General features: G+C 63.5%; 19 protein-coding genes. 1 reads left to right on the top strand and 18 read right to left on the bottom strand.

From position 1 onward, the window contains the following. Window positions 1-29: 29 nt before the first annotated feature. The 8 genes from dapA to AC07N6_RS19885 form a co-directional block, all read right to left on the bottom strand. Complete coding sequence (dapA, locus tag AC07N6_RS19850) at window positions 30-908, bottom strand: 4-hydroxy-tetrahydrodipicolinate synthase (protein ID WP_494782137.1); 879 nt, start codon at window positions 906-908, stop codon at window positions 30-32. Between the two features lie 172 nt (window positions 909-1,080). Then, window positions 1,081-2,280, bottom strand: a complete 1,200-nt coding sequence (locus tag AC07N6_RS19855) for a tryptophan--tRNA ligase (RefSeq protein WP_494782138.1) — start codon at window positions 2,278-2,280, stop codon at window positions 1,081-1,083. A 30-nt stretch (window positions 2,281-2,310) separates the two neighbouring features. Next, window positions 2,311-2,973, bottom strand: a complete 663-nt coding sequence (locus AC07N6_RS19860; RefSeq protein ID WP_494782139.1) for a site-2 protease family protein — start codon at window positions 2,971-2,973, stop codon at window positions 2,311-2,313. Window positions 2,974-3,063: 90 nt separating this feature from the next. Continuing rightward, complete coding sequence (locus AC07N6_RS19865) at window positions 3,064-3,699, bottom strand: L-threonylcarbamoyladenylate synthase (protein ID WP_494782140.1); 636 nt, start codon at window positions 3,697-3,699, stop codon at window positions 3,064-3,066. A gap of 101 nt (window positions 3,700-3,800) precedes the next feature. Further along, the gene (gene htpX, locus AC07N6_RS19870; protein ID WP_494782141.1) at window positions 3,801-4,676 is read right to left on the bottom strand and encodes a protease HtpX; all 876 of its coding nucleotides are present in this window, start codon (window positions 4,674-4,676) and stop codon (window positions 3,801-3,803) included. 76 nt (window positions 4,677-4,752) lie between these two features. Next, window positions 4,753-5,595: a 3',5'-nucleoside bisphosphate phosphatase gene (locus AC07N6_RS19875; protein WP_494782142.1), complete on the bottom strand. Its 843-nt coding sequence runs from the start codon at window positions 5,593-5,595 to the stop codon at window positions 4,753-4,755. A gap of 149 nt (window positions 5,596-5,744) precedes the next feature. Next, window positions 5,745-6,683, bottom strand: coding sequence for an alpha/beta fold hydrolase (locus AC07N6_RS19880; protein ID WP_494782143.1), 939 nt, complete (start codon window positions 6,681-6,683; stop codon window positions 5,745-5,747). A 232-nt stretch (window positions 6,684-6,915) separates the two neighbouring features. Then, window positions 6,916-7,932, bottom strand: a complete 1,017-nt coding sequence (locus tag AC07N6_RS19885; protein WP_494782144.1) for a patatin-like phospholipase family protein — start codon at window positions 7,930-7,932, stop codon at window positions 6,916-6,918. 204 nt (window positions 7,933-8,136) lie between these two features. On the opposite strand from AC07N6_RS19885, the gene AC07N6_RS19890 reads away from it, so the two are divergent. After that, on the top strand, window positions 8,137-8,733 hold the full coding sequence (locus AC07N6_RS19890; RefSeq protein ID WP_494782145.1) for an LOG family protein: 597 nt from the start codon (window positions 8,137-8,139) through the stop codon (window positions 8,731-8,733). A gap of 88 nt (window positions 8,734-8,821) precedes the next feature. Here the strand turns inward: AC07N6_RS19890 and AC07N6_RS19895 are convergent, their stop codons facing one another. The 10 genes from AC07N6_RS19895 to AC07N6_RS19940 form a co-directional block, all read right to left on the bottom strand. Continuing rightward, the gene (locus AC07N6_RS19895; RefSeq protein WP_494782146.1) at window positions 8,822-10,063 is read right to left on the bottom strand and encodes a cystathionine gamma-synthase family protein; all 1,242 of its coding nucleotides are present in this window, start codon (window positions 10,061-10,063) and stop codon (window positions 8,822-8,824) included. A gap of 159 nt (window positions 10,064-10,222) precedes the next feature. Further along, window positions 10,223-11,740 (bottom strand): amidophosphoribosyltransferase, encoded by a 1,518-nt coding sequence (gene purF / locus AC07N6_RS19900; protein ID WP_494782147.1) that lies wholly within the window; start codon window positions 11,738-11,740, stop codon window positions 10,223-10,225. 69 nt (window positions 11,741-11,809) lie between these two features. Next, a complete protein-coding gene (locus tag AC07N6_RS19905) occupies window positions 11,810-12,310 on the bottom strand; it encodes a CvpA family protein (protein ID WP_494782148.1) in 501 nt (166 codons plus the stop codon). Between the two features lie 31 nt (window positions 12,311-12,341). Next, the gene (locus AC07N6_RS19910) at window positions 12,342-13,289 is read right to left on the bottom strand and encodes an SPOR domain-containing protein (protein WP_494782149.1); all 948 of its coding nucleotides are present in this window, start codon (window positions 13,287-13,289) and stop codon (window positions 12,342-12,344) included. Window positions 13,290-13,442: 153 nt separating this feature from the next. Further along, the gene (gene folC, locus AC07N6_RS19915; RefSeq protein ID WP_494782150.1) at window positions 13,443-14,765 is read right to left on the bottom strand and encodes a bifunctional tetrahydrofolate synthase/dihydrofolate synthase; all 1,323 of its coding nucleotides are present in this window, start codon (window positions 14,763-14,765) and stop codon (window positions 13,443-13,445) included. An 87-nt stretch (window positions 14,766-14,852) separates the two neighbouring features. Then, the gene (gene accD, locus AC07N6_RS19920) at window positions 14,853-15,722 is read right to left on the bottom strand and encodes an acetyl-CoA carboxylase, carboxyltransferase subunit beta (RefSeq protein ID WP_494782151.1); all 870 of its coding nucleotides are present in this window, start codon (window positions 15,720-15,722) and stop codon (window positions 14,853-14,855) included. A 184-nt stretch (window positions 15,723-15,906) separates the two neighbouring features. Then, complete coding sequence (trpA, locus tag AC07N6_RS19925; RefSeq protein WP_494782152.1) at window positions 15,907-16,704, bottom strand: tryptophan synthase subunit alpha; 798 nt, start codon at window positions 16,702-16,704, stop codon at window positions 15,907-15,909. Between the two features lie 83 nt (window positions 16,705-16,787). Then, window positions 16,788-18,047 (bottom strand): tryptophan synthase subunit beta, encoded by a 1,260-nt coding sequence (gene trpB / locus AC07N6_RS19930; RefSeq protein ID WP_494782153.1) that lies wholly within the window; start codon window positions 18,045-18,047, stop codon window positions 16,788-16,790. A 25-nt stretch (window positions 18,048-18,072) separates the two neighbouring features. Then, window positions 18,073-18,747, bottom strand: a complete 675-nt coding sequence (locus AC07N6_RS19935) for a phosphoribosylanthranilate isomerase (RefSeq protein WP_494782245.1) — start codon at window positions 18,745-18,747, stop codon at window positions 18,073-18,075. A 46-nt stretch (window positions 18,748-18,793) separates the two neighbouring features. Continuing rightward, the gene (locus AC07N6_RS19940; RefSeq protein ID WP_494782154.1) at window positions 18,794-19,714 is read right to left on the bottom strand and encodes a tRNA pseudouridine synthase A; all 921 of its coding nucleotides are present in this window, start codon (window positions 19,712-19,714) and stop codon (window positions 18,794-18,796) included. Between the last annotated feature and the right edge of the window lie 86 nt (window positions 19,715-19,800).

Consider the following 19,800-nt stretch of genomic DNA (forward strand, 5'->3'; position numbering starts at 1 on the left):
CCAGAAAATGGCAGAAACAGCCAAGTCCGTTATTTTAATACACCCGACTCGCGCAAAGCCGCGCGCACGGTGTCGTGGAAGCCGGCGCCCAGCGGCGCCAGCGGCAAGCGCATGCCGGAGTCGATCAAACCCATCTCCTGCATGGCCCACTTCAGCGGCACCGGATTGGGTTCGACAAACAGCTTGTTATGCAGCGGCAGCAGCTTGTTGTTCAGTTCAACCGCGCGCGCGACGTTGCCGCCCATGGCGGCCACGCACAGTTCATGCATGTCGCGCGGCGCGACGTTGGCGGTGACCGAGATGTTGCCGGCGCCGCCGTACAGCATGAGCGCGATCGCGGTCGGGTCGTCGCCGGAATAGATGGCGAACGATTTCGGCGCCAGGCGGATCAGGTCGGTGCCGCGCGCGATATTGCCGGTGGCGTCCTTGACGCCGACGATGCCCTTCACTTGCGCCAGGCGCAGGATGGTCTCGTTGCTCATATCGGCCACGGTGCGGCCGGGCACGTTGTACAGGATGACCGGCAGATCGACCGACTCGGCAATCTTCTTGAAGTGAAGATACATGCCTTCCTGGGTCGGACGGTTGTAATAGGGGACGACTTGCAGCGAGGCATCGGCGCCGACCTTCTTGGCGAACTCGGTCAGTTCGATGGCCTCGGCCGTCGAGTTGCCGCCGGTGCCGGCGATGATGGGAATGCGTTTGGCAGTATGCTCCACCGCGACCTTGATCAGTTCGCAGTGTTCTTCCATCGAGACAGTGGGCGACTCGCCGGTAGTACCGACGATGACGATGCTGTCGGTTCCCTCGGCGATGTGCCAGTCGATCAGCTTGCGCAGGCCGCCGAAATCGAGGCTGCCGTCCGGATGCATGGGAGTGACGATTGCGACAATGCTACCCTTGATCATGATGTGCGTACTTTTGAAGTATGGTCAGAAATAAAAGACCGATTGTAGCGGATAGAGGCCGGGATCGGTCAATTCGCGGGGCTGATAGATGAAAGCGGAAGTAAAAAAACCAGGCCGGCGGCAAGCTTTCCGGCATGTGGACAAAGGCTGCGCAGCCCCTGCCGCTTCGGCTTCAATACCCCAGCCCCATCGACTCGCGCACGTCGCGCATGGTGTCTTGCGCCAGCTTGCGCGCCTTTTCGCAGCCGTCGGCCACAATCGCCCGCACCAGGGACGGGTCGTCCAGGTAAGGCTGGGCCCGTTCCAGCATCGGCTGCTGCTCTTGCAAAATGGCATCGATCACCGGCTGCTTGCATTCCAGGCAACCGATCCCGGCTGAACGGCACCCCTTGGCCGCCCATTCCTGCACCTCAGGCGCAGAATACACCATGTGGAATTGCCATACCGGGCATTTGTCCGGATCGCCGGCGTCGCTGCGGCGCACGCGTTGCGGGTCGGTCGGCATGGTGCGCACCTTTTTCGTGACCGCTTCCTTGTCTTCGCGCAGGGCGATGGCATTGCCATAGCTCTTGGACATCTTGGCGCCATCCAGCCCCGGCAGGCGCGACGCTTCCGTCAGCAGCGCCTGCGGCTCGGTCAGGATCAGCTTGCGGCTGCCTTCGAGGTAGCCGAACAGGCGTTCACGGTCGATCATCGACAGGTTCTGGGCATCGTCCAGCATCGCCTTGGCCTGCTCCAGCGCTTCGTCATCGCCCTTTTCCTGGAATTGCGTGCGCAGTTCCAGATACAGCTTGGAGCGCTTGCCGCCCAGTTTCTTGACGGCCGCGCGGGCCTTCTCTTCGAAGCCCTTTTCCTTGCCGTACAAGTGGTTAAAGCGGCGCGCGATCTCGCGCATGATCTCGATGTGCGGCACCTGGTCTTCGCCGACCGGCACCTGGCTGGCGCGGTAGATCAGCACGTCGGCCGCCTGCAGCAATGGATAACCGAGGAAACCGTAGGTCGCCAGGTCGCGGTCGGACAGCTTTTCCTGCTGGTCCTTGTAGGTGGGCACACGCTCCAGCCAGCCCAGCGGCGTGGCCATCGACAGCAGCAGGTGCAGCTCGGCATGCTCGGGCACGCGCGACTGGATGAACAGGGTCGACTGCGCAGGATCGACGCCGGCAGCGAGCCAGTCGATCACCATTTCCCAGGTACTGGTTTCGATCACGGACGGATCGTCGTAGTGGGTGGTCAACGCATGCCAGTCCGCGACGAAGAACAGGCAAGGCAATTCGGATTGCAACCTCACCCAGTTCTTCAGGGCGCCGTGATAGTGGCCCAGGTGCAGCGCGCCCGTGGGGCGCATGCCGGAGACGACGCGGTCAGGATACATGGCGGTGGCTGTGTTCTTGGCGGTGGCGGTTCAATGGAACAGGAAAGTGATCGGGTACGTCATCAGTTGCAGCAACAGGCTTGCGGCATACATGACCGGCGCCATCCACCAAGTGTAGATCACCTTGAGCAGCACCAGCGCCATCACGATGAAAAAGCCGTAGGGTTCGATCTGCGCGAATTTATACGCATACTTGTTCGGCAACAAACTGGTCAGCACACGGCCGCCGTCCAGCGGCGGGATCGGGAACAGGTTGAAGGCAAACATGACCAGGTTGGTCAGCACCCCGGCCTTGGCCATGAGCATGAAGAACTCTTCCTGCACGCCGCCCAGCGCCAGCCCGTAGATCACCAGCGTCCACAGCAGCGCCATCAGGAAATTGGCGCCCGGCCCGGCCAGCGCCACCCAGGCCATGTCGCGCTTGGGACGGCGCAAATGGCCGAAACTGATCGGCACCGGTTTGGCATAGCCGAACAGGAAGGCACCGCTGGTGGCGAAATACAGCAGTATCGGGATCAGGATGGTGCCGAAGGGGTCGATGTGCTTGAGCGGATTGAGGCTCATGCGCCCCATCGAATAAGCCGTGTTGTCGCCGAAAAACTTTGCCGCGTAGGCGTGCGCTGCCTCGTGCAGTGTAATGGCGAACAAAACGGGAAGCGCATACACCGCGACAGTCTGGATGAGATCGTTCATGGGCGGGGATTTTATCAGAGAGGCAAGAGCGGGCCGGGGAAATTCCAAAACTTCGGAACCCGACCCCGGCGGAGAATTGCGGACAGATATTCAGGCCGCCTGCAGGCCGAAGAGGCTGGCATCGCCCCGGCCCTGGCGCACCAGCACCACTTCGTTGTCATCCGTCAGGTCGATCACCGTGGTGGGCTCCAGGCTGCAGGCGCCGCTGTCGATCACCAGTTCGATCTGCTTTTCCAGGCGGGCGCGGATGTCGTCGGCGTTGGTCAGCGGCAATTCGTCGTCCGGCAGGTTCAGGGTAGTGCCCAGCAGCGGCTCGCCCAGTTCTTCCAGCAACATGTGGGCGATGCGGTTCTGCGGCACGCGCAGGCCGATGGTCTTGCGCGAGGGGTGGGAAAGGCGGCGCGGCACTTCCTTGGTGGCTTCCAGGATGAAGGTGTAGGCGCCCGGCGTGGCGGCCTTGAGCAGGCGGTACTGGCGGTTGTCGACCTTGGCGTACTGGGAGATTTCAGACAAGTCGCGGCACAGGAGCGTCAGATGGTGCTTGTCGTCCACGCCGCGGATGCGGCGCACGCGTTCGACCGCGTCCTTGTTGTCCAGCTGGCAAACCAGCGCATAACAGGAATCGGTCGGCAAGGCGACCAGCCCGCCCTTGTGGATGATCTGCGCCGCCTGCTTGATCAGGCGCAATTGCGGATTGTCGGGATGAATTTCGAAAAACTGACTCATGACATCACTTCCAAGATCACTTCCAATGCATAGGCCATCGGCCATCGTCAAAAAATGCAAAACGGCGGTGTCGCCACCGCCGTTCCTGTCGCTTCTTTATTTTAACGCTGGCCGCGCAGGGCCGCGATGCGCTGCTCCAGCGGCGGGTGCGTCGAAAACAGCTCCATGATGCCCGGCTTGTCGCTGATGCCCATGGCCGCCATCGATTGCGGCAGGCCTTCGGGCGTGAAACCGCCCAGCCGCGCCAGCGCCTGGATCATCGGCTGCGGGCTGCCCAGGAGGCGCGCCGAGCCGGCATCGGCACGGAATTCGCGGTGGCGCGAAAACCAGGCCACGATGATCGAGGCGCCGATGCCGAACACGATCTGGCACACCATCACGGTCACCATATAGCCGATGCCGGGGCCGGAATTATCATTATTGCGACGCAGAGCCGAGTCGACAAAATAACCGACCACGCGCGAAAGGAAGACCACGAAGGTGTTCACCACGCCCTGGATCAGCGTCATGGTCACCATGTCGCCGTTGGCGATGTGGGCGATTTCGTGGCCCAGCACCGCCTCCACCTCGTCCTTGGTCATGCCTTGCAAGAGCCCGGTGGACACCGCCACCAATGCCGAGTCGCGGAAGGCGCCGGTGGCAAAGGCATTGGGATCGCCCTCGTACACCGCCACCTCGGGCATGCCGATGCCGGCGCGCTGGGCCAGCGTGCCGACGGTCTGCACCAGCCAGGCTTCAGTGCCGTTGACCGGCGTTTCGATCACGCGCGCGCCGGTCGACCACTTGGCCATGCTCTTGCTCATCAGCAAGGAAATGATCGACCCGGTAAAGCCGACCACCAGCGAAAACACCAGCAGCATCGGCAGGTTCAGGCCGGCCTGCGTGAGGAAGCGGTCCACGCCCAGCAACGACAAGATGACGCTCATCACAACCAGCACGGCAATGTTGGTCGCAACAAACAGCAAGATTCGTTTCATTGGGAAAACTCCTATCGGGAAAGTGGTTATTAGATAGGATTCTCTACCGGAAATTCAAGAGCTGGCAACAGCCGGCTTACAAGCCCCAGTCATGCCACACCGGCGTGAGCCCCTTGGGCAGCGGCGGCAGCCCGCCCAAATCGACCCGCGATTCGCCCGGGCCGTGGAAGTCGGAGCCCATCGAGGCCAGGAAACCGTAACTGCGCGCTATCTGCGCATATTCCTCGTACTGTTCCGGAGTATGGCTGCCGGTATTGACTTCGATGGCGGCGCCGCCCAGTTGCTTGAATTCGTCGAACAGCGCGCCGAATTGCGTCTGCGTGTACTTGTAGCGCCCCGGGTGGGCAATCACCGCCACGCCGCCGGCGCCGCGTATCCAGTCTACCGCCTCCTTCAGCGTGGCCCAGCGGTGCGGCACGTAGCCGGGCTTGCCTTCGGTGAGGTAATTGGCGAATACCTCCCTGGTATCGCCGCAGTGCCCGGCCTCGACCATGTAACGGGCGAAGTGCGTGCGCGAGATCAGGTCAGGGTTGCCGACATGCTTGAGCGCGCCTTCGAAGGTGCCGCAGATGCCGACCTTTTCCAGTTCGCTTGCGATCTCGCGCGCACGGCGCTCGCGGCCGTTACGGGTAGCGGCCAAGCCCTCGATCAGCGTACGGTTGGTTTCATCGACCCGCAATCCCACGATATGCACCGTCTGTCCGGCCCAGGTGATCGAAATTTCCACGCCGGCCACGTAGTGCATGCCCAGCGCCTGGGCCGCCGCCCTCGCGCGCGCCACACCGCCCAGCTCATCGTGGTCGGTCAGCGCCCACACATCCACGCCATTGGCTTTGGCGCGCGCCGCCACCCCTTCCGGCGGCAACAGGCCGTCGGAGACGTTGGAGTGGCAATGCAGGTCGAACTTGAGCTGGGACATAGGGGTGGCGCTGGCCCGATACCGGGCTGGTCGCTTATGGCGGCCAGCGGTCGAACCAGCCGCAAAACAGGCTGAAAACGTTATCCATTGTACCGCGCATCGACCTGCGGCGTCGCCGCGCGAAGACGCAATGCCGCGGCACGGCAGCCTCAGGCCGGCTGCGCCAGGAAGCGTTCGACCAGGGTAGCCAGCAGCGCAGGCTGGTCATGGTGCAGCATGTGGCCGGCGTCATCGACCATCTCTACCTGCACCTTCGGAATGAAGCCGATGCGGCGATCGATTTCGTCGCGCATCAGCGCATGCTGGCCGAAGAAGCGCCAGATATCGCTCTCCTTCGCCTCGACCCACAGCACCGGCGCCGTAATCTGGCTCCAGCAGGCCATCATTTCATCGACCCGGTAGAGGATGGGGCTGACCTGCTTGTGCGCCGGATCGCCCAGTATCTGCCACAGGCCGGCCGCATCCTGCGCCGCCCAATGCGGCGCCAGGAAGGCGGCGCGCTCGTCGGACAGCCGCGCATTGTTCTTTTGCAGCCGGGCCGCCACCTCCGGCAGCGAATCGTAGCCGCGCATGAGCGGCCGGTTGCGCACCTCGTCCATCCATTGCGCGAAGCGGCCCGGCGCCTGCTCGGCCTTGGCCGAAGGCAGGCCCAGGCCTTCCAGGTTGATCAGCCGGCGGATGCGCTGCGGCCGCACGCCGGCATACAGGGCGGCGACATTGCCGCCCATGCTGTGGCCCAGCAGGTCGACGGCCTCTTCGCCCGCTGCGCCGGCATAGTGCGCCAGGATGGCGTCGAGATCCGCCAGGTAATCGGGAAACCAGTAGGAATCGGCATGCGTGCGCTCGGTAAGGCCAAAGCCGCGCCAATCGGGGGCGATCACATGCCAGTCGCCCTGCAGCGCATCCACCATGAACTGGAACGAAGCGGAGACATCCATCCAGCCATGCAGCATGAAGAGCTTCGGCGCGCCGGGCCTTCCCCAGTGGCGCACGTGGTAGCGCAGGCCGCGCACCTGCAGGAATTCCGATCGGGATGGCTTGCCGTTGGCGCCGGGCTGGGTCATGGTCTGGTCTCTGTCGTGCTGCATGGATGAAGCAGCAGAGTATAGACAAATTAGAACGATCGTGCGCGAAGCGGCGTATCGGCGCAGAGCGTGTTGATGATTTCGCCGGGAGTCGGTCAAATGTCATTTCAGGATGGGATGCAAGGCGCAAAACGCAGCCGGGCCGGTTGTCCCGGCGAGGCTTTGCAACGCCGCAGACCGCCGGAAAGGGCATTTGAACGGCCCCGAGCGAGATCATCAATACGCTCTAAGCGGCTCATTGCAGGAAGCGCCCCAGGTCGAAGGTGGATTCCTTCCCGATGCGCGCGAAATTCTGGTCCAGCCATTCCGATGCCCGCTCGCGCCCCTGCTGGTGCAGGCTGCGGATGAAGCTGCCTTGCGTATTGAGCTTGGAGAGGTTGCTCAGCTGCTCCATCAGTTCATTGGCATCGATCATGTGCATGTTGAGCTGGCGCAGGCGCCGCTCCAGCGAACCGAAGGCCACCGCGGAGTTCTCGGCCTCGCGCTTGGCCAGCGCCAGCGCGCTCAGTTCGGTGAAGAAGGCCGAGCTGAAGCTGATCTCGGAGAGCCGCTGGCCGATATCGTGGCTGGAGGTAGGCGTTCCCCCGCGCCGGCTGGGATGCAGCAGCACCACCATCACGTCGCGCGCGGAACAGGCATGCAGCAGCGGAAAGATCGGTGGATTGGCAGTCAGGCCGCCATCCCAGTAGGCCTCGCCGTCGATCTCGATGGGCCGGTGCAATGACGGCAAGCAGGCCGAGGCCAGCAATACGTCCACCGACAGCTCGCGATTGCGGAAGATCTTCAGGATGCCGGTGCTGACCTGGGTGGCGGCGATGAACAGCTTGACATCGCGCTGCTCGCGCAGGCGTTCGAAATCGACCTGCTCGACGAGGATGTCGCGCAGGGGATTGATATCCAGCGGATTCAACTGCGCGGGGGAGAAAAAGCGCGTCATCGCCAGCAAGGTGCGCATGCCCGGCATGGGCGCGGGATTGGGCACGGCCGTGGCGAAATCCGGCTGGATGAAATCGAAGGGTTCGCGCGTGGAGAGGCTGCTCCAGAAACGTTCCAGCGCGGCGCGCGCGCCTTCGCGGCCGTCCTGCACATAGCCCTGCGTCATCACCACCGCGTTCATGGCGCCGGCGGAAGCGCCGCTGATGCCTTCAAACGCGAGACGGCCATCCTCCAGCAGGCGATCCAGCACGCCCCAGGTGAAGGCGCCGTGCGAACCGCCGCCCTGCAGGGCCAGACTGACAATCTTGTTTTGCATGATGTCCTTTCAAGACGCAACATCCTCCCGCCGGATACACTGCCATCCTGCCGATATGTCATTGTTCTGTCATCGGGCAGGTTTATGCTGCACTGCACTAAGAGCATGGTATAACATGTTCCAAGGCTTGATGGAGTGTTTGCTTTCCGGCAAAGAAACACAACAGCCATTTGCCATTGTATTGACGGACATTGCAGAGGACACATGAAATCGATTTGCGTATATTGCGGTTCTTCCCCCGGCGCTACCCCGGCGTATGCCGACGCGGCGCGCAAGCTGGCCCAGGAAATGGTCAAGAACAACATCGCGCTGGTGTATGGCGGCGGCAACGTCGGCCTGATGGGCATCATCGCCACTGAAATCATGAAGCTGGGCGGCGAAGCCACCGGCGTCATCCCCAAGGCGCTGCTGGACAAGGAACTCGGCCACAATGGCCTGACCCGCCTGCACATCGTCAAGGACATGCACGAACGCAAGGCCATGATGGCCGAACTGTCGGACGGCTTCGTCGCCATGCCCGGTGGCATGGGCACGCTGGAAGAGCTGTTCGAGGTGCTGACCTGGGCGCAACTGGGCTTCCACTACAAGCCGATCTGCCTGTACAACGTGGAAGGCTTCTACAACAACCTGATCGCCTTCGTCGACCATCTGGTGTCGCAGCGCTTCGTCAGCGCCGACCAGTCCAAGCTGATGATGCATGAGGCCGATCCGGCGATGCTGATCGAACGTTTCCAGACCTTCACCCCCAGCTACATCACCAAATGGGCCGACCGCGAGGCGGTGGCCAATCTGGTGCCGTAACCGGCTGCCGGCTTTGGCCGGGACCACGGCAACAAAAATGCCCGCCTCTTTCGAGCGCGGGCATTTTTTATTTCAGCCTAGGCGGCGCTCAGGCATCCAGCGCCTGGCGGAAGTCCCCGACCAGGTCATCGGTGTCTTCCAGTCCCACCGATACGCGGATCAGCGATTCGGCGATGCCCATGCCGGCGCGGCGCTCGGCGCCCATCTCGTAGAAGATGGTATGCGCCACCGGGATCACCAGTGTGCGGGTGTCGCCCAGGTTGCTGGACGGCACCGCCAGTTGCAAACGGTTCAGGTAGTCGAAGCAGTCAATGCCCTCTTTCAGCTCGAACGACAGCAAGCTGCCGAAGGAGCGGAACAGTTCTTGCGACAGCGCGTGCTGCGGATGCGACGCCAGGCCGGGGTAGTACACCGCCGCCACGCGATCGTCGGCGGCCAGCATCTGCGCCAGCGCCAGCGCGTTCTTGCATTCGCGCTCCAGGCGCAACGCCATGGTTTCGGCGCCGACCGCAATGTGGTGCGCCGCTTCCGGCCCCAGCGAGGCGCCAAAGTCGCGCAAGGCCTTGGCGCGGATCTGCGCCATGCCCCACTGCGGCGCCGGGTTCTTCTTGTAGTTGTCGGCGATATGCGGATATTGCGTCCAGTCGTATTCGCCGGTATCGGTCAGCGCGCCGCCCAGCGCATTGCCGTGGCCGGCGATGGACTTGGTCAGCGAATTGACCACCAGGCCCGCCCCCACCGCCTTGGGCTGGAACAGGTAAGGCGAGGTCATGGTGTTGTCCACCACGTACAGGATGCCGCGCTGGCGGCACAGCTCGCCGATGCGCTTCAGATCCGCCACCTGGGTGCGCGGGTTGGCGATGGTCTCGACGAACACCAGGCACGTTTGCGGGGTGATCGCGGCTTCCACGTTCTTCACATCGGTGGCGTCGACCATCGACACCTTGGCGCCCTGCGCGTCCACCGTCATCCACAGGCTGTTGGTATTGCCGAACAGGAAGGCCGACGACACCACATGGTCGCCCTCGCGCAGCAGGCCCTGGACGATGGCGCCGATGGCGGCCATGCCGGTGGCGAAGCAGATGGTGGACTTGCCACCCTCCATCCTGGTGATCTTCTCTTCCAGCGCGGTGACCGTCGGGTTGCCCTGGCGACCGTAGCGGTAGCCGGGCTGCTTGCCCTGGAACACGTCGGCCAGTTGGCGCGCATCCTTGTAGCCGAAGGCTACCGAGGTGTGGATGGGCTTGTGCAGCGAGCCGTGCTCGATGTCTTTTTGCCGGTCGCTGTGCAGGATGGTGGTGGTGAAGCCGTAGGTCTTTTTATCGTTCATCGCGGAATCGGGAGATGCGGGAGTTGGGCCAGCGGCACGCAGCCGGTGACGGGAATCCGAAATGATAAGCCAGTTTGGCCGCGCCCGCTCCAATGAAAAACGCCGGCGCCGCGTGAGCGGCAACCGGCGTCGTTTCCTGGCGGTGCGAGGGGGATGGAATCAGTCCACGCGCGCCAGGTTCAGGTTCAGCTGCGAGCGCACCACATCTTCCAGCGCCGGCTTCGGATTCTTGCGGGCGTACTCGATGCGGTCGAGGTATTCCTGCGTGATGTCGCCGGTGATGTAATTGCCGTCGAAGCAGGAAGCCTCGAAGTTCTTGAGCGCCGGATTGCATTCCGAGATGGCGCGCTTCATCGCTTCCACGTCCTGGTACACCAGCGAGTCGGCGGTGATCTCGCGGCACACTTCTTCTTCGGTGCGACCGTAGGCGATCAGTTCGTCGCGGGTGGGCATGTCGATGCCGTAGACGTTGGGGAACTTCACCGGCGGCGCGGCCGAGGCGAAGATCACGTTCTTGGCGCCGGACTCGCGCGCCATTTGCACGATCTCGCGGCTGGTGGTGCCGCGCACGATGGAGTCATCCACCAGCAGCACGTTCTTGCCCTTGAATTCGCTGCCGATGGCGTTCAGCTTCTGGCGCACCGATTTGCGGCGCAGCGCCTGGCCCGGCATGATGAAGGTGCGGCCGATGTAGCGGTTCTTGATGAACCCTTCACGGTATTCGATGCCCAGCTTCAGGGCCAGCTCCATGGCGGCCGGACGCGAGGAATCGGGAATCGGCATGACCACGTCGATCTCGCCGTGCTTGAACTCGCGGCGGATCTTGTCGGCCAGGAACTCACCCATCTTCAGGCGGGTGCCATAGACCGACGCGCCATCGATGATCGAGTCCGGACGGGCCAGGTAGACGTATTCGAAGGCACAGGGGTTCAGCGTCGGGTTCTCGGCGCATTGCTGATTGTACAGCTTGCCGTCGTTGTCGATGAAGATCGCCTCGCCCGGCATGACGTCGCGCAGGAAGCGGAAGCCCATGCCTTCCAGCGCCACCGACTCGCTGGCCATCATGTATTCGATGCCCTTGTCGCTCTCGTTGAAGCCCAGGCACATCGGACGGATGCCGAACGGGTCGCGGAAGCCCAGCAGGCCGTGGCCGGCGATCTGCGCCACCACCGCGTAGGAACCGCGCACGCGCTTGTGCACCATGGCCACCGCCTTGAACAGCGCCGCCGGATCCAGCGAGTAGCCGGTGGTGGCCAGTTGCAGTTCGTGCGCCAGCACGTTCAGCAGCACTTCGGTGTCGGAATCGGTGTTGAGGTGGCGGCGATCGTTCTTGAACATCTCGATCTTCAACTGGTCCGCATTGGTCAGGTTGCCGTTGTGCGCCAGGATGATGCCGAACGGGGCGTTGACATAGAACGGTTGCGCCTCTTCTTCGCTGGACGAACCGGCGGTCGGGTAACGCACCTGGCCGATGCCGGTGTTGCCGGGCAACGAGCGCATGTTGCGGGTGCGGAACACATCGCGCACCAGGCCATTGGCCTTGTGCATCGAGAAACCCTGCTGATGGTTGGTGGCGATGCCCGCCGCATCCTGGCCGCGGTGCTGCAACAGCAGCAGCGCGTCGTACAGCATTTGGTTGACGGGACTATGAGAGACGATACCGACGATGCCACACATGGTGGACTCCTAACGAAAAACGAAAACGAAAATGAACCGCTGCTGCAAACCGCGACCAATGCCATGGCATCAGACAGGGACGGAAAAACTCACATGTTCCGCAAACTTGCCCGGGAGGAACGGCATCACCGACAGCGCGGCCTCTTCCACCCACGGGCTCAATACCGCATCTTTCCAGAATGGCTGCTGCGGGATCGAGGTGGTGCCGCACAACAACGCCACCACCACCACGATCAGCACACCGCGCGCCACACCGAAGATGCTGCCAAATCCCCTGTCGACCAGCGTCAGTCCGCTGGCCTTGATCAATTCGCTCAAGGTTCTCGACACCAGCGCCATCAACAGCCGGGTACCGATGAACAAGGCGATGAATGCCACAATCAGTCGTGTCGATTCGCCGGGTATCACTTCCGGCAACATGGCCGCCAGCGCTTCGCCATAGGCATTGGCCACCACCAGCGCCACGATCCAGCTCGCCAGCGACAGCACTTCGCGCACCAGGCCGCGCAAGGTGCCGATGATCACCGAACAGGCCATCACCAGCAGCACCAGGTAATCAAAGATCGTCACGATGACAATATGGCGCTATCGGCGCTCAAATTCAAGCCGGAACGATGGTCGCATTCAGGCCCAGCTTCTTGATGCGGGCGCCCATCTTCTCGGCCTCGTCGCGGCTGGCAAACGGGCCGACGCGGATGCGCGTGCGGTCGCCCGACTGGGTCGCGATCTTCTGCGTAAAGGAATGGATGCCCGCGCCGCTGAGCTTGTTGCGCAATTCATTGACCTTGTCCTGGGTCGCCAGCGCGGCGACCTGGATCACGAACTTGCCGCCCGCGGCCGCCGGTTTCTTGTCGGCGGTGGAGGTCGACTTGCCTTGCAGGATCGCCAGCGCGCGCGCATCATCGCCCTGCTCGGCCGCCTTGGGCTTGGCTGTTTCTTTCTTCGGCGCTTCCTTCTTCGCTTCTTCCTTCTGCTCGGCCGCAGCCGGTTTCTTTTCTTCCGGCTTGGCGGCAGGCTTCTCCGCCGGCTTGGATAGGGCCGCCGGAGCCGCCGGGGCTACCTGCGGCGCCGCCGCGGCGGGCGCCGGATTGACGCTTGCCGGCTCGACAATTTCTTCCTTCTGGTCCAGGGCCGACGCCGCCGACGCCAACTTCTCGCCGCCAGGTTGCGCGGCCGGATCGGGCTGCGCGCCGCTGGCGACGGCATTGGTGGCCGGCTGGTCCTTGGACGGAATCTGGATGGCGATGTCTTCGTTCAGGGACTTCGGTTCGGAATCGAGGATCATCGGCAGCACGACCACTACCGCCAGCGCCAGCGCCACAGCCCCGATCAGGCGGCGGCGGGCGCGTTTCTTTTCCGGCAACAGCGGATCGGCTGCGGCTTCCTTGCCGGCCTTGCCGCGTCCGCCCGGAGCGCGACCCGACGTATTGGATGCGCGGCTGCTGCGGTTGCGCAGGACCGATGTTTCCTCTGCGGAACGCGAACGGAATTCGCCTTGGTCTGAAGCAGATTCCTGCTTGTTTTTACGGAAAAACGAGAACAAGCCCATGCGGAGTCGAATTGAATTGATCTGAATGTCTGAAAAAACTGCCCGGCACATCAGGCCCTGGCGCGGGTTGGAGGGCATTCACCCGTCTCTCTCGCATGCGCGCCTTGCGGCGGATGCGGCGCGCGTATGCCAGCCTTTGGATCCGTTCCGGAATCAGTGCAAACCGGGGCGGCGAACTTGCATCACGCCCGCCACGGTAAGGAAGGATCCGAAAACCACAATTCTATCATTCTCCCCTGCTCTGCTCAGGGCATTTGCGTACGCAGCAGCGGGCGTGTCGAAGGTCGCGATGCTGCGCGCCGCGTCGGGCTTGAATTCCGGCTCCACACCGGCTTCCAGCAGGGCATCCTTGAGTTGTTGCGCCGTAGCAGCGCGCGGCAACGGCAGGTCGGTCACGCACCAGTGGTCGATCTTGTCCTTGAGGTGGCCGATGACGCCTTCGATATCCTTGTCCAGCATGGAGCCGAACACCGCATAGGTGTAGGGATGGAAACCCATGTTATCGAGGTTTTGCGCCAGCGTGGCGGCCGCGTGCGGATTGTGCGCCACGTCCAGGATCACCAGCGGCTGGCCCGGCAGCACCTGGAAGCGCGCCGGCAGTTCGACCGTGGCCAGGCCCGTGCGCACGTCTTGCGCGCCCACCGGCAATACCTCGCGCAGCGCTTCCAGCGCGGCCAGCGCGGCCGATGCATTCAACAGCTGGTTGGCGCCGCGCAGGCTCGGATAAGCCAGCGAATTGCGGCGCATGCCGCGTCCGCCGTAGGCCCATTGCTGCTTGTCGCCCTGGTAATTGAAGTCGCGCCCCAGCAGCCACAGGTCGGCGCCGATCTGCTCGGCGTGGGCAATCAGCGACTTGGGCGGCAGCGGATCGCCGCAGACGGCGACCTTGCCGGGACGGAAGATGCCGGCCTTCTCGAAGCCGATCTCCTCGCGCGTGTTGCCCAGGTATTCGGTGTGATCGATGTCGATGCTGGTGACGACGGCCACATCCGCATCCACCACGTTGACCGCATCCAGCCGGCCGCCCAGGCCGACTTCCAGGATCGCCACATCCAGCCTGGCATCGGCCAGCAGTTTCATGATGGCCAGCGTGGTGAATTCGAAATAGGTCAACGAGACATCGCCGCTTTCAATGCGTCCTGCTTCGACGGCGTTGAAGGCGGTCACCAGTTGTTCATCGCTGGCCATGTCGCCGCCGATGCGGGCGCGCTCGTTGAAGTGCAGGAAATGCGGTTTGATGTAGAGGCCGACGCGGTAGCCGGCGCGCATCAGGATCGACTCCAGCATGGCGCAGGTCGAGCCCTTGCCGTTGGTGCCGGCCACCATGATGACCGGGCAGTCGAACCGGATATCGAGCTTTTGCTTGACCTGCTGCACGCGGTCCAGCCCCATGTCGATCTGCTTGAAGTGGCGCTGCTCCAGCAGGGCCAGCCATTCGTTGAGGCTGCTGGGGGTCGGGGATGCTTGCGATGTCATGGCGCCGCTCGATGGAAAAAACAAATCTGCAAAAAACAAAGCCCGGATTTGCTATCCAGCAAATCCGGGCCTGAAGTATACCGCGTATCAGGAAATGGTTTCGGCCGCCTGGTTTTGCAGCAGGGCCAGCAAATGGGCGATTTCTTCGCGCATCTGGCGGCGGTCGACGATCATGTCGATGGCGCCCTTGGTCACCAGGAACTCGGCGCGCTGGAAGCCTTCCGGCAATTTCTCGCGCACCGTGTTCTCGATCACGCGCGGGCCGGCAAAGCCGATCAGCGCACGGGGCTCGGCCATCACCACGTCGCCCATGAAGGCGAACGAAGCCGACACGCCGCCCATGGTGGGGTCGGTCAGCACGCTGATGAAAGGCAGTTTCTTTTCCGACAACTTGGTCAGCATGGATGTGGTCTTGGCCATCTGCATCAGCGACAGCAGGCCTTCTTGCATGCGCGCGCCGCCAGTGGCGGTGATGCAGATGAACGGCACCTTCTGCTCCAGCGCCGCCTGGGCGCCGCGGGCGAAGCGCTCGCCGACCACCGAGCCCATGGAGCCGCCCATGAATTCGAATTCGAAGCACGCCACCACAACCGGCAGGGTCATGATCGCGCCGCCCATGACCACCATGGCATCGGTTTCGCCGGTGGATTCCATGGCGTCCTTGAGGCGGTCGGGGTACTTCTTGCTGTCCTTGAACTTCAGGGTATCGACCGGCAGCGCCTCCTGGCCGATCTCATAGCGGCCGCCTTCGTCGAGCAGGGCATCGAGACGAGCGCGGGCGCGAATGCGCATGTGGTGGCTGCACTTGGGGCAGACGTGGAGATTGGACTCCAGGTCGGTACGGTAAAGCACTGCTTCGCAGGAGGGGCACTTGACCCACAGGCCTTCCGGGATAGCCTTGCGGCTGGTGGAGCCGCGTTGAATCTGGGGTGGCAATAACTTCTCAAGCCAGCTCATAGAGTCCTCTTTCAAATTTCCGGTGGCGCATTGTACCAGAGGCCGCCAACGACGGACGTAAAGCCAAGCAAGGCTGGCAGGAGAGCCTTTCCGGCAGCATCCGGCCTGGCGGAGTTGTCAAAAAAGAAAGCCTCCGGGAGCAAACCGGAGGCTTTCTTCATGCCGGATGGCAACCCGGGCCGACTCAGGTATCCAGCGCCCGGCGGATATCGGCCACGAAGGCCTGCACCGCTGCGCAGGCCTTGTCGGGCGGCGTGTTTTCCAGTTCCGAGATGATGCGGCTGCCGATCACCACCGCGTCCGCCGCCGCGCCCACCGCTTTCGCGGTAGCGCCGTCGCGGATGCCGAAGCCCACGCCGATAGGCAACTTGACGTGCTTGCGGATGGCGGCGATGCGTTCGGCCACTTCGGCAGTGTCGATATTGCCGGCGCCGGTGACGCCCTTGAGCGACACGTAATATGAAAAGCCGCTGCTGACCTTGGCCACCTGGCGAATGCGCTCCTCGGTCGAGGTCGGCGCCAGCAGGAAGATCGGGTCCATGCCGTTGGCCTGCATCTTCTGCGCAAACTCTTCGCACTCTTCCGGCGGATAGTCGACCACGATGGTGCCGTCCACGCCCGCTTCCTTGGCGGCCGCGATGAAGGCATCGATGCCGAAGCGCTCGATCGGATTGGCGTAACCCATCAGCACTACCGGGGTATGGCTGTTGGTCTGGCGGAATTGGCGCACATAGCCGAGCACGTCGCGGGTGCTGACGTTGAATTTCAGGGCGCGCTCGCAGGCGCGCTGGATCACCGGGCCTTCGGCCATCGGGTCGGAGAACGGCACGCCGAGCTCGAGGATGTCGACGCCGCCGGCCACCAGCGCGTGCATCAGCGGCACAGTCAGTTCCGGCGCCGGGTCGCCGGCGGTGATGAAGGTGATCAAGGCCTTGCGCTTCTGCTCGGCCAGCTTGGAGAAAGTCGGTTGGATTCTGGACATGGTCTTTGCGTGTTCCGTGATTGTTCAGGCTGCATGCCCGGACGGCGGCGCCGGCCGGGCCACGTGAGGCATCGGGCCGAGGCTCAGCCCTGGCGCTGCTGCACGGTATGCATATCCTTGTCCCCGCGGCCGGACAGGTTGGCCAGCACGATCTTGTCCTTGGGCAGCGTGGCCGCCAGCTTGGCCGCGTAGGCCAGCGCGTGGCTGGACTCCAGCGCCGGAATGATGCCCTCGATGCGGCAGCAGGTGTTGAACGCCTCCAGCGCCTCTTCATCGGTGATGCATTCGTAGCTGGCGCGGCCGCTGTCCTTCAACCATGCGTGTTCCGGGCCCACGCCCGGATAGTCGAGGCCGGCCGAGACCGAATGGGTCTCGATGATCTGGCCGTTCTCGTCCTGCAGCAGGTAGGTGCGGTTGCCGTGCAGCACGCCCGGCGAACCCAGCGTCAGCGAGGCCGAATGACGGCCGGAATCCAGGCCGTCGCCGGCGGCTTCGACGCCCACCAGCTTGACGTCCCGGTAATCGATGTAAGGGTAGAAGATGCCCATGGCGTTGGAGCCGCCGCCCACCGCCGCCACCACGTAGTCGGGCTGGCGCGCGGCGATCTCGGGCATCTGCACGATGCACTCGTTGCCGATCACCGACTGGAAGTCGCGCACCATCATCGGGTAGGGGTGCGGGCCGGCCACGGTGCCGATGATGTAGAAGGTCGATTCGACGTTGGTGACCCAGTCGCGCATGGCTTCGTTCAAGGCATCCTTGAGCGTCTTGGAGCCGGACTCCACCGGCACCACCTTGGCGCCCAGCAGGTTCATGCGGTAGACGTTCTGCAGCTGGCGCTTGACGTCCTCGCTGCCCATGTAGACGATGCACTCCATGCCGAAGCGCGCGCAGATGGTGGCGGTCGCCACGCCATGCTGGCCGGCGCCGGTCTCGGCGATGATGCGCTTCTTGCCCATGCGCTTGGCCAACAGGGCCTGGCCGATCACGTTGTTGATCTTGTGGGCGCCGGTGTGGTTCAGGTCTTCGCGCTTGAAGTAGATCTGCGCGCCGCCGGCCAGCTCGGACCAGCGCCTGGCGTGGTAGATCGGGCTCGGGCGGCCGACGAAGTGCTTCAGCTCGGTGTGGAACTCGGCCAGGAACTGCTCGTCATGCTGGTAGTGGGCGTAGGCTTCGCGCAGCTCGGTCAGGGCCAGCGTCAGGGTTTCGGCCGCGAAGCTGCCGCCGTAGGGGCCGAAGTGGCCGCGCGCATCCGGCAGGTTGTAAGGCGCCGACTGGTGCAAGGCGGCGGGGGCAATGGCTTGACGCTCGGCGAAGTTGCCGAGCGGATTGAGTTCTTTCATGGAAATCCTCTGTACAGGTTGCGCGCTACGCTTGCGTAGCATCCGCCAGGCGAACCGCTTGTATGAAGGCGGCAATCCTGGCGGCATCCTTGATGCCCTTGGCGGCTTCGACACCGCTGCTGATGTCGACCGCGTAGGGGCGAACGCCGGCCACCGCCTCAGTGGCGTTGTGCACGCTCAAGCCACCACTTAAAACGGCCCGAGGCGCGAGTTCTTTTGGAATGACTGACCAATCGAAGACCTTTCCGCTGCCGCCATATTGCTCGACCAGGGTGTCGAGCAGCAAGCCGTTGAAGAACGGGCTGGCAGAGCGATATTGAAGCTCGTATTCTAGCAAATCGGCGGGCTGCGTAGCGCTTCCGATGCGCGCGGCGCGCATGAAGGGGCGCACCACGGCGGCGGCGATAGCGGCGCATTGCTGCGGCGTCTCGTCGCCGTGGAATTGCAACAGCGTCAACGGCACGCGCGCCAGTACTGCGCTCACCTCTTCGACGCTCGGATTGACGAACAGCCCGACCGTGCTGACGAAAGGCGGCACATCGGCGGCCAGTTCGGCGGCCTGCTGCGCCGTCACATGACGCGGGCTCTTGGGGTAGAACACGAAACCGACGGCATCGGCCCCGCTGGCCACGGCGGCGGCGACGTCTTCCTTGCGGGTCAGGCCGCAGATCTTGATTCGGGTACGGTGGGTCATGGCGATGGCACCTGCGATAGTTGTCGGTTGTTCATGGGCTGGGACGTCACCGCTACAACCAGGGCCAGGCGCGCGTTTCCTGCGGCAGGGCCCAAGTGTCCGGATAGTCGACGCGCGCCAGATACAAGCCGTCCGGCATGAAGGTCGGCGCGGCGCGGCTGCGGTCGCGCTGGGCCAGCACCTGGGCGATCCATTCCGGCGGCTGGTTGCCGTTGCCCACGAAGATCAGCGAACCGACGATGTTGCGCACCATGTGGTGCAGGAAGGCATTGGCCTTCAAGGTGAACACGACCATGTCGCCGTGGCGGCGCACGGCGATGCTTTGCATCTGGCGCACCGGCGACCTGGCCTGGCATTCGACCGCGCGAAAACTGGTGAAGTCGTGCTCGCCGATGAGGTGCTGCGCGGCCCGCTGCATGCGTTCGGCATCCAGCGGCCGGAAGGTCCAGCCGGCCTTGCCGGCCAGCAGCGGCGAGCGCACCGGATGGTTGTACAGCACATAGTGATACGTGCGCGCCAGCGCGGAAAAGCGCGCGTGGAAGCCGAATTGGGCCGGCATGCCGGCGCGGCCGGCGCCGTGCGAATCCTCCGCCTGTGCTGTTGCGGCGGCAATGGCGGCATCATCCACATAAGGCAGTTCGCAAGCCCAGCGCACGGCAATGCTCGGCGGCAAGAAGGCATTGGTGCCGCGTACCCACGAGAACAGGTCGCGCGCGATGTCCGTGTCGAAATGCACCACCTGCTCCAGCGCATGCACGCCCGAGTCGGTACGGCCGGCGCACGTGGTGGCGATACGCTGCAGGGTGAAACGCGCCAGGGCGGCTTCCAGCTGGTCCTGCACCGTCTGGCGGTGCGGCTGGGTCTGCCAGCCCTGCCATTGCGAGCCGTCGTATTGCACGCCCAGCGCCACGCGACGCAGGCTTGCGCCCTGTCCTGCCGCCAATGCTTCCGATTGTCCTGATGTCTCTGTCATTGCCTTGGTGTGTATTGCACGTATTTCATGTATTGCACGCATGCGGCCCCGCTATGCGGGACCACAAAAACAAACGGGCACCTCAT

It is taken from the genome of Herbaspirillum sp. GW821-FHT09A12 (assembly GCF_059418325.1).

Bases quoted from the DNA above. Each gene is read 5' to 3' on its own strand.
- AC07N6_RS19865 (WP_494782140.1), bottom strand. From the start codon at position 3,699: ATGAGTCAGTTTTTCGAAATTCATCCCGACAATCCGCAATTGCGCCTG.
- trpA (WP_494782152.1), bottom strand. From the start codon at position 16,704: ATGTCCAGAATCCAACCGACTTTCTCCAAGCTGGCCGAGCAGAAGCGC.
- accD (WP_494782151.1), bottom strand. From the start codon at position 15,722: ATGAGCTGGCTTGAGAAGTTATTGCCACCCCAGATTCAACGCGGCTCC.
- AC07N6_RS19880 (WP_494782143.1), bottom strand. From the start codon at position 6,683: ATGCAGCACGACAGAGACCAGACCATGACCCAGCCCGGCGCCAACGGC.
- trpB (WP_494782153.1), bottom strand. From the start codon at position 18,047: ATGAAAGAACTCAATCCGCTCGGCAACTTCGCCGAGCGTCAAGCCATT.
- AC07N6_RS19875 (WP_494782142.1), bottom strand. From the start codon at position 5,595: ATGTCCCAGCTCAAGTTCGACCTGCATTGCCACTCCAACGTCTCCGAC.
- AC07N6_RS19895 (WP_494782146.1), bottom strand. From the start codon at position 10,063: ATGAACGATAAAAAGACCTACGGCTTCACCACCACCATCCTGCACAGC.
- AC07N6_RS19885 (WP_494782144.1), bottom strand. From the start codon at position 7,932: ATGCAAAACAAGATTGTCAGTCTGGCCCTGCAGGGCGGCGGTTCGCAC.
- dapA (WP_494782137.1), bottom strand. From the start codon at position 908: ATGATCAAGGGTAGCATTGTCGCAATCGTCACTCCCATGCATCCGGAC.
- purF (WP_494782147.1), bottom strand. From the start codon at position 11,740: ATGTGTGGCATCGTCGGTATCGTCTCTCATAGTCCCGTCAACCAAATG.
- AC07N6_RS19890 (WP_494782145.1), top strand. From the start codon at position 8,137: ATGAAATCGATTTGCGTATATTGCGGTTCTTCCCCCGGCGCTACCCCG.
- AC07N6_RS19855 (WP_494782138.1), bottom strand. From the start codon at position 2,280: ATGTATCCTGACCGCGTCGTCTCCGGCATGCGCCCCACGGGCGCGCTG.
- folC (WP_494782150.1), bottom strand. From the start codon at position 14,765: ATGACATCGCAAGCATCCCCGACCCCCAGCAGCCTCAACGAATGGCTG.
- AC07N6_RS19940 (WP_494782154.1), bottom strand. From the start codon at position 19,714: ATGACAGAGACATCAGGACAATCGGAAGCATTGGCGGCAGGACAGGGC.
- htpX (WP_494782141.1), bottom strand. From the start codon at position 4,676: ATGAAACGAATCTTGCTGTTTGTTGCGACCAACATTGCCGTGCTGGTT.
- AC07N6_RS19910 (WP_494782149.1), bottom strand. From the start codon at position 13,289: ATGGGCTTGTTCTCGTTTTTCCGTAAAAACAAGCAGGAATCTGCTTCA.
- AC07N6_RS19860 (WP_494782139.1), bottom strand. From the start codon at position 2,973: ATGAACGATCTCATCCAGACTGTCGCGGTGTATGCGCTTCCCGTTTTG.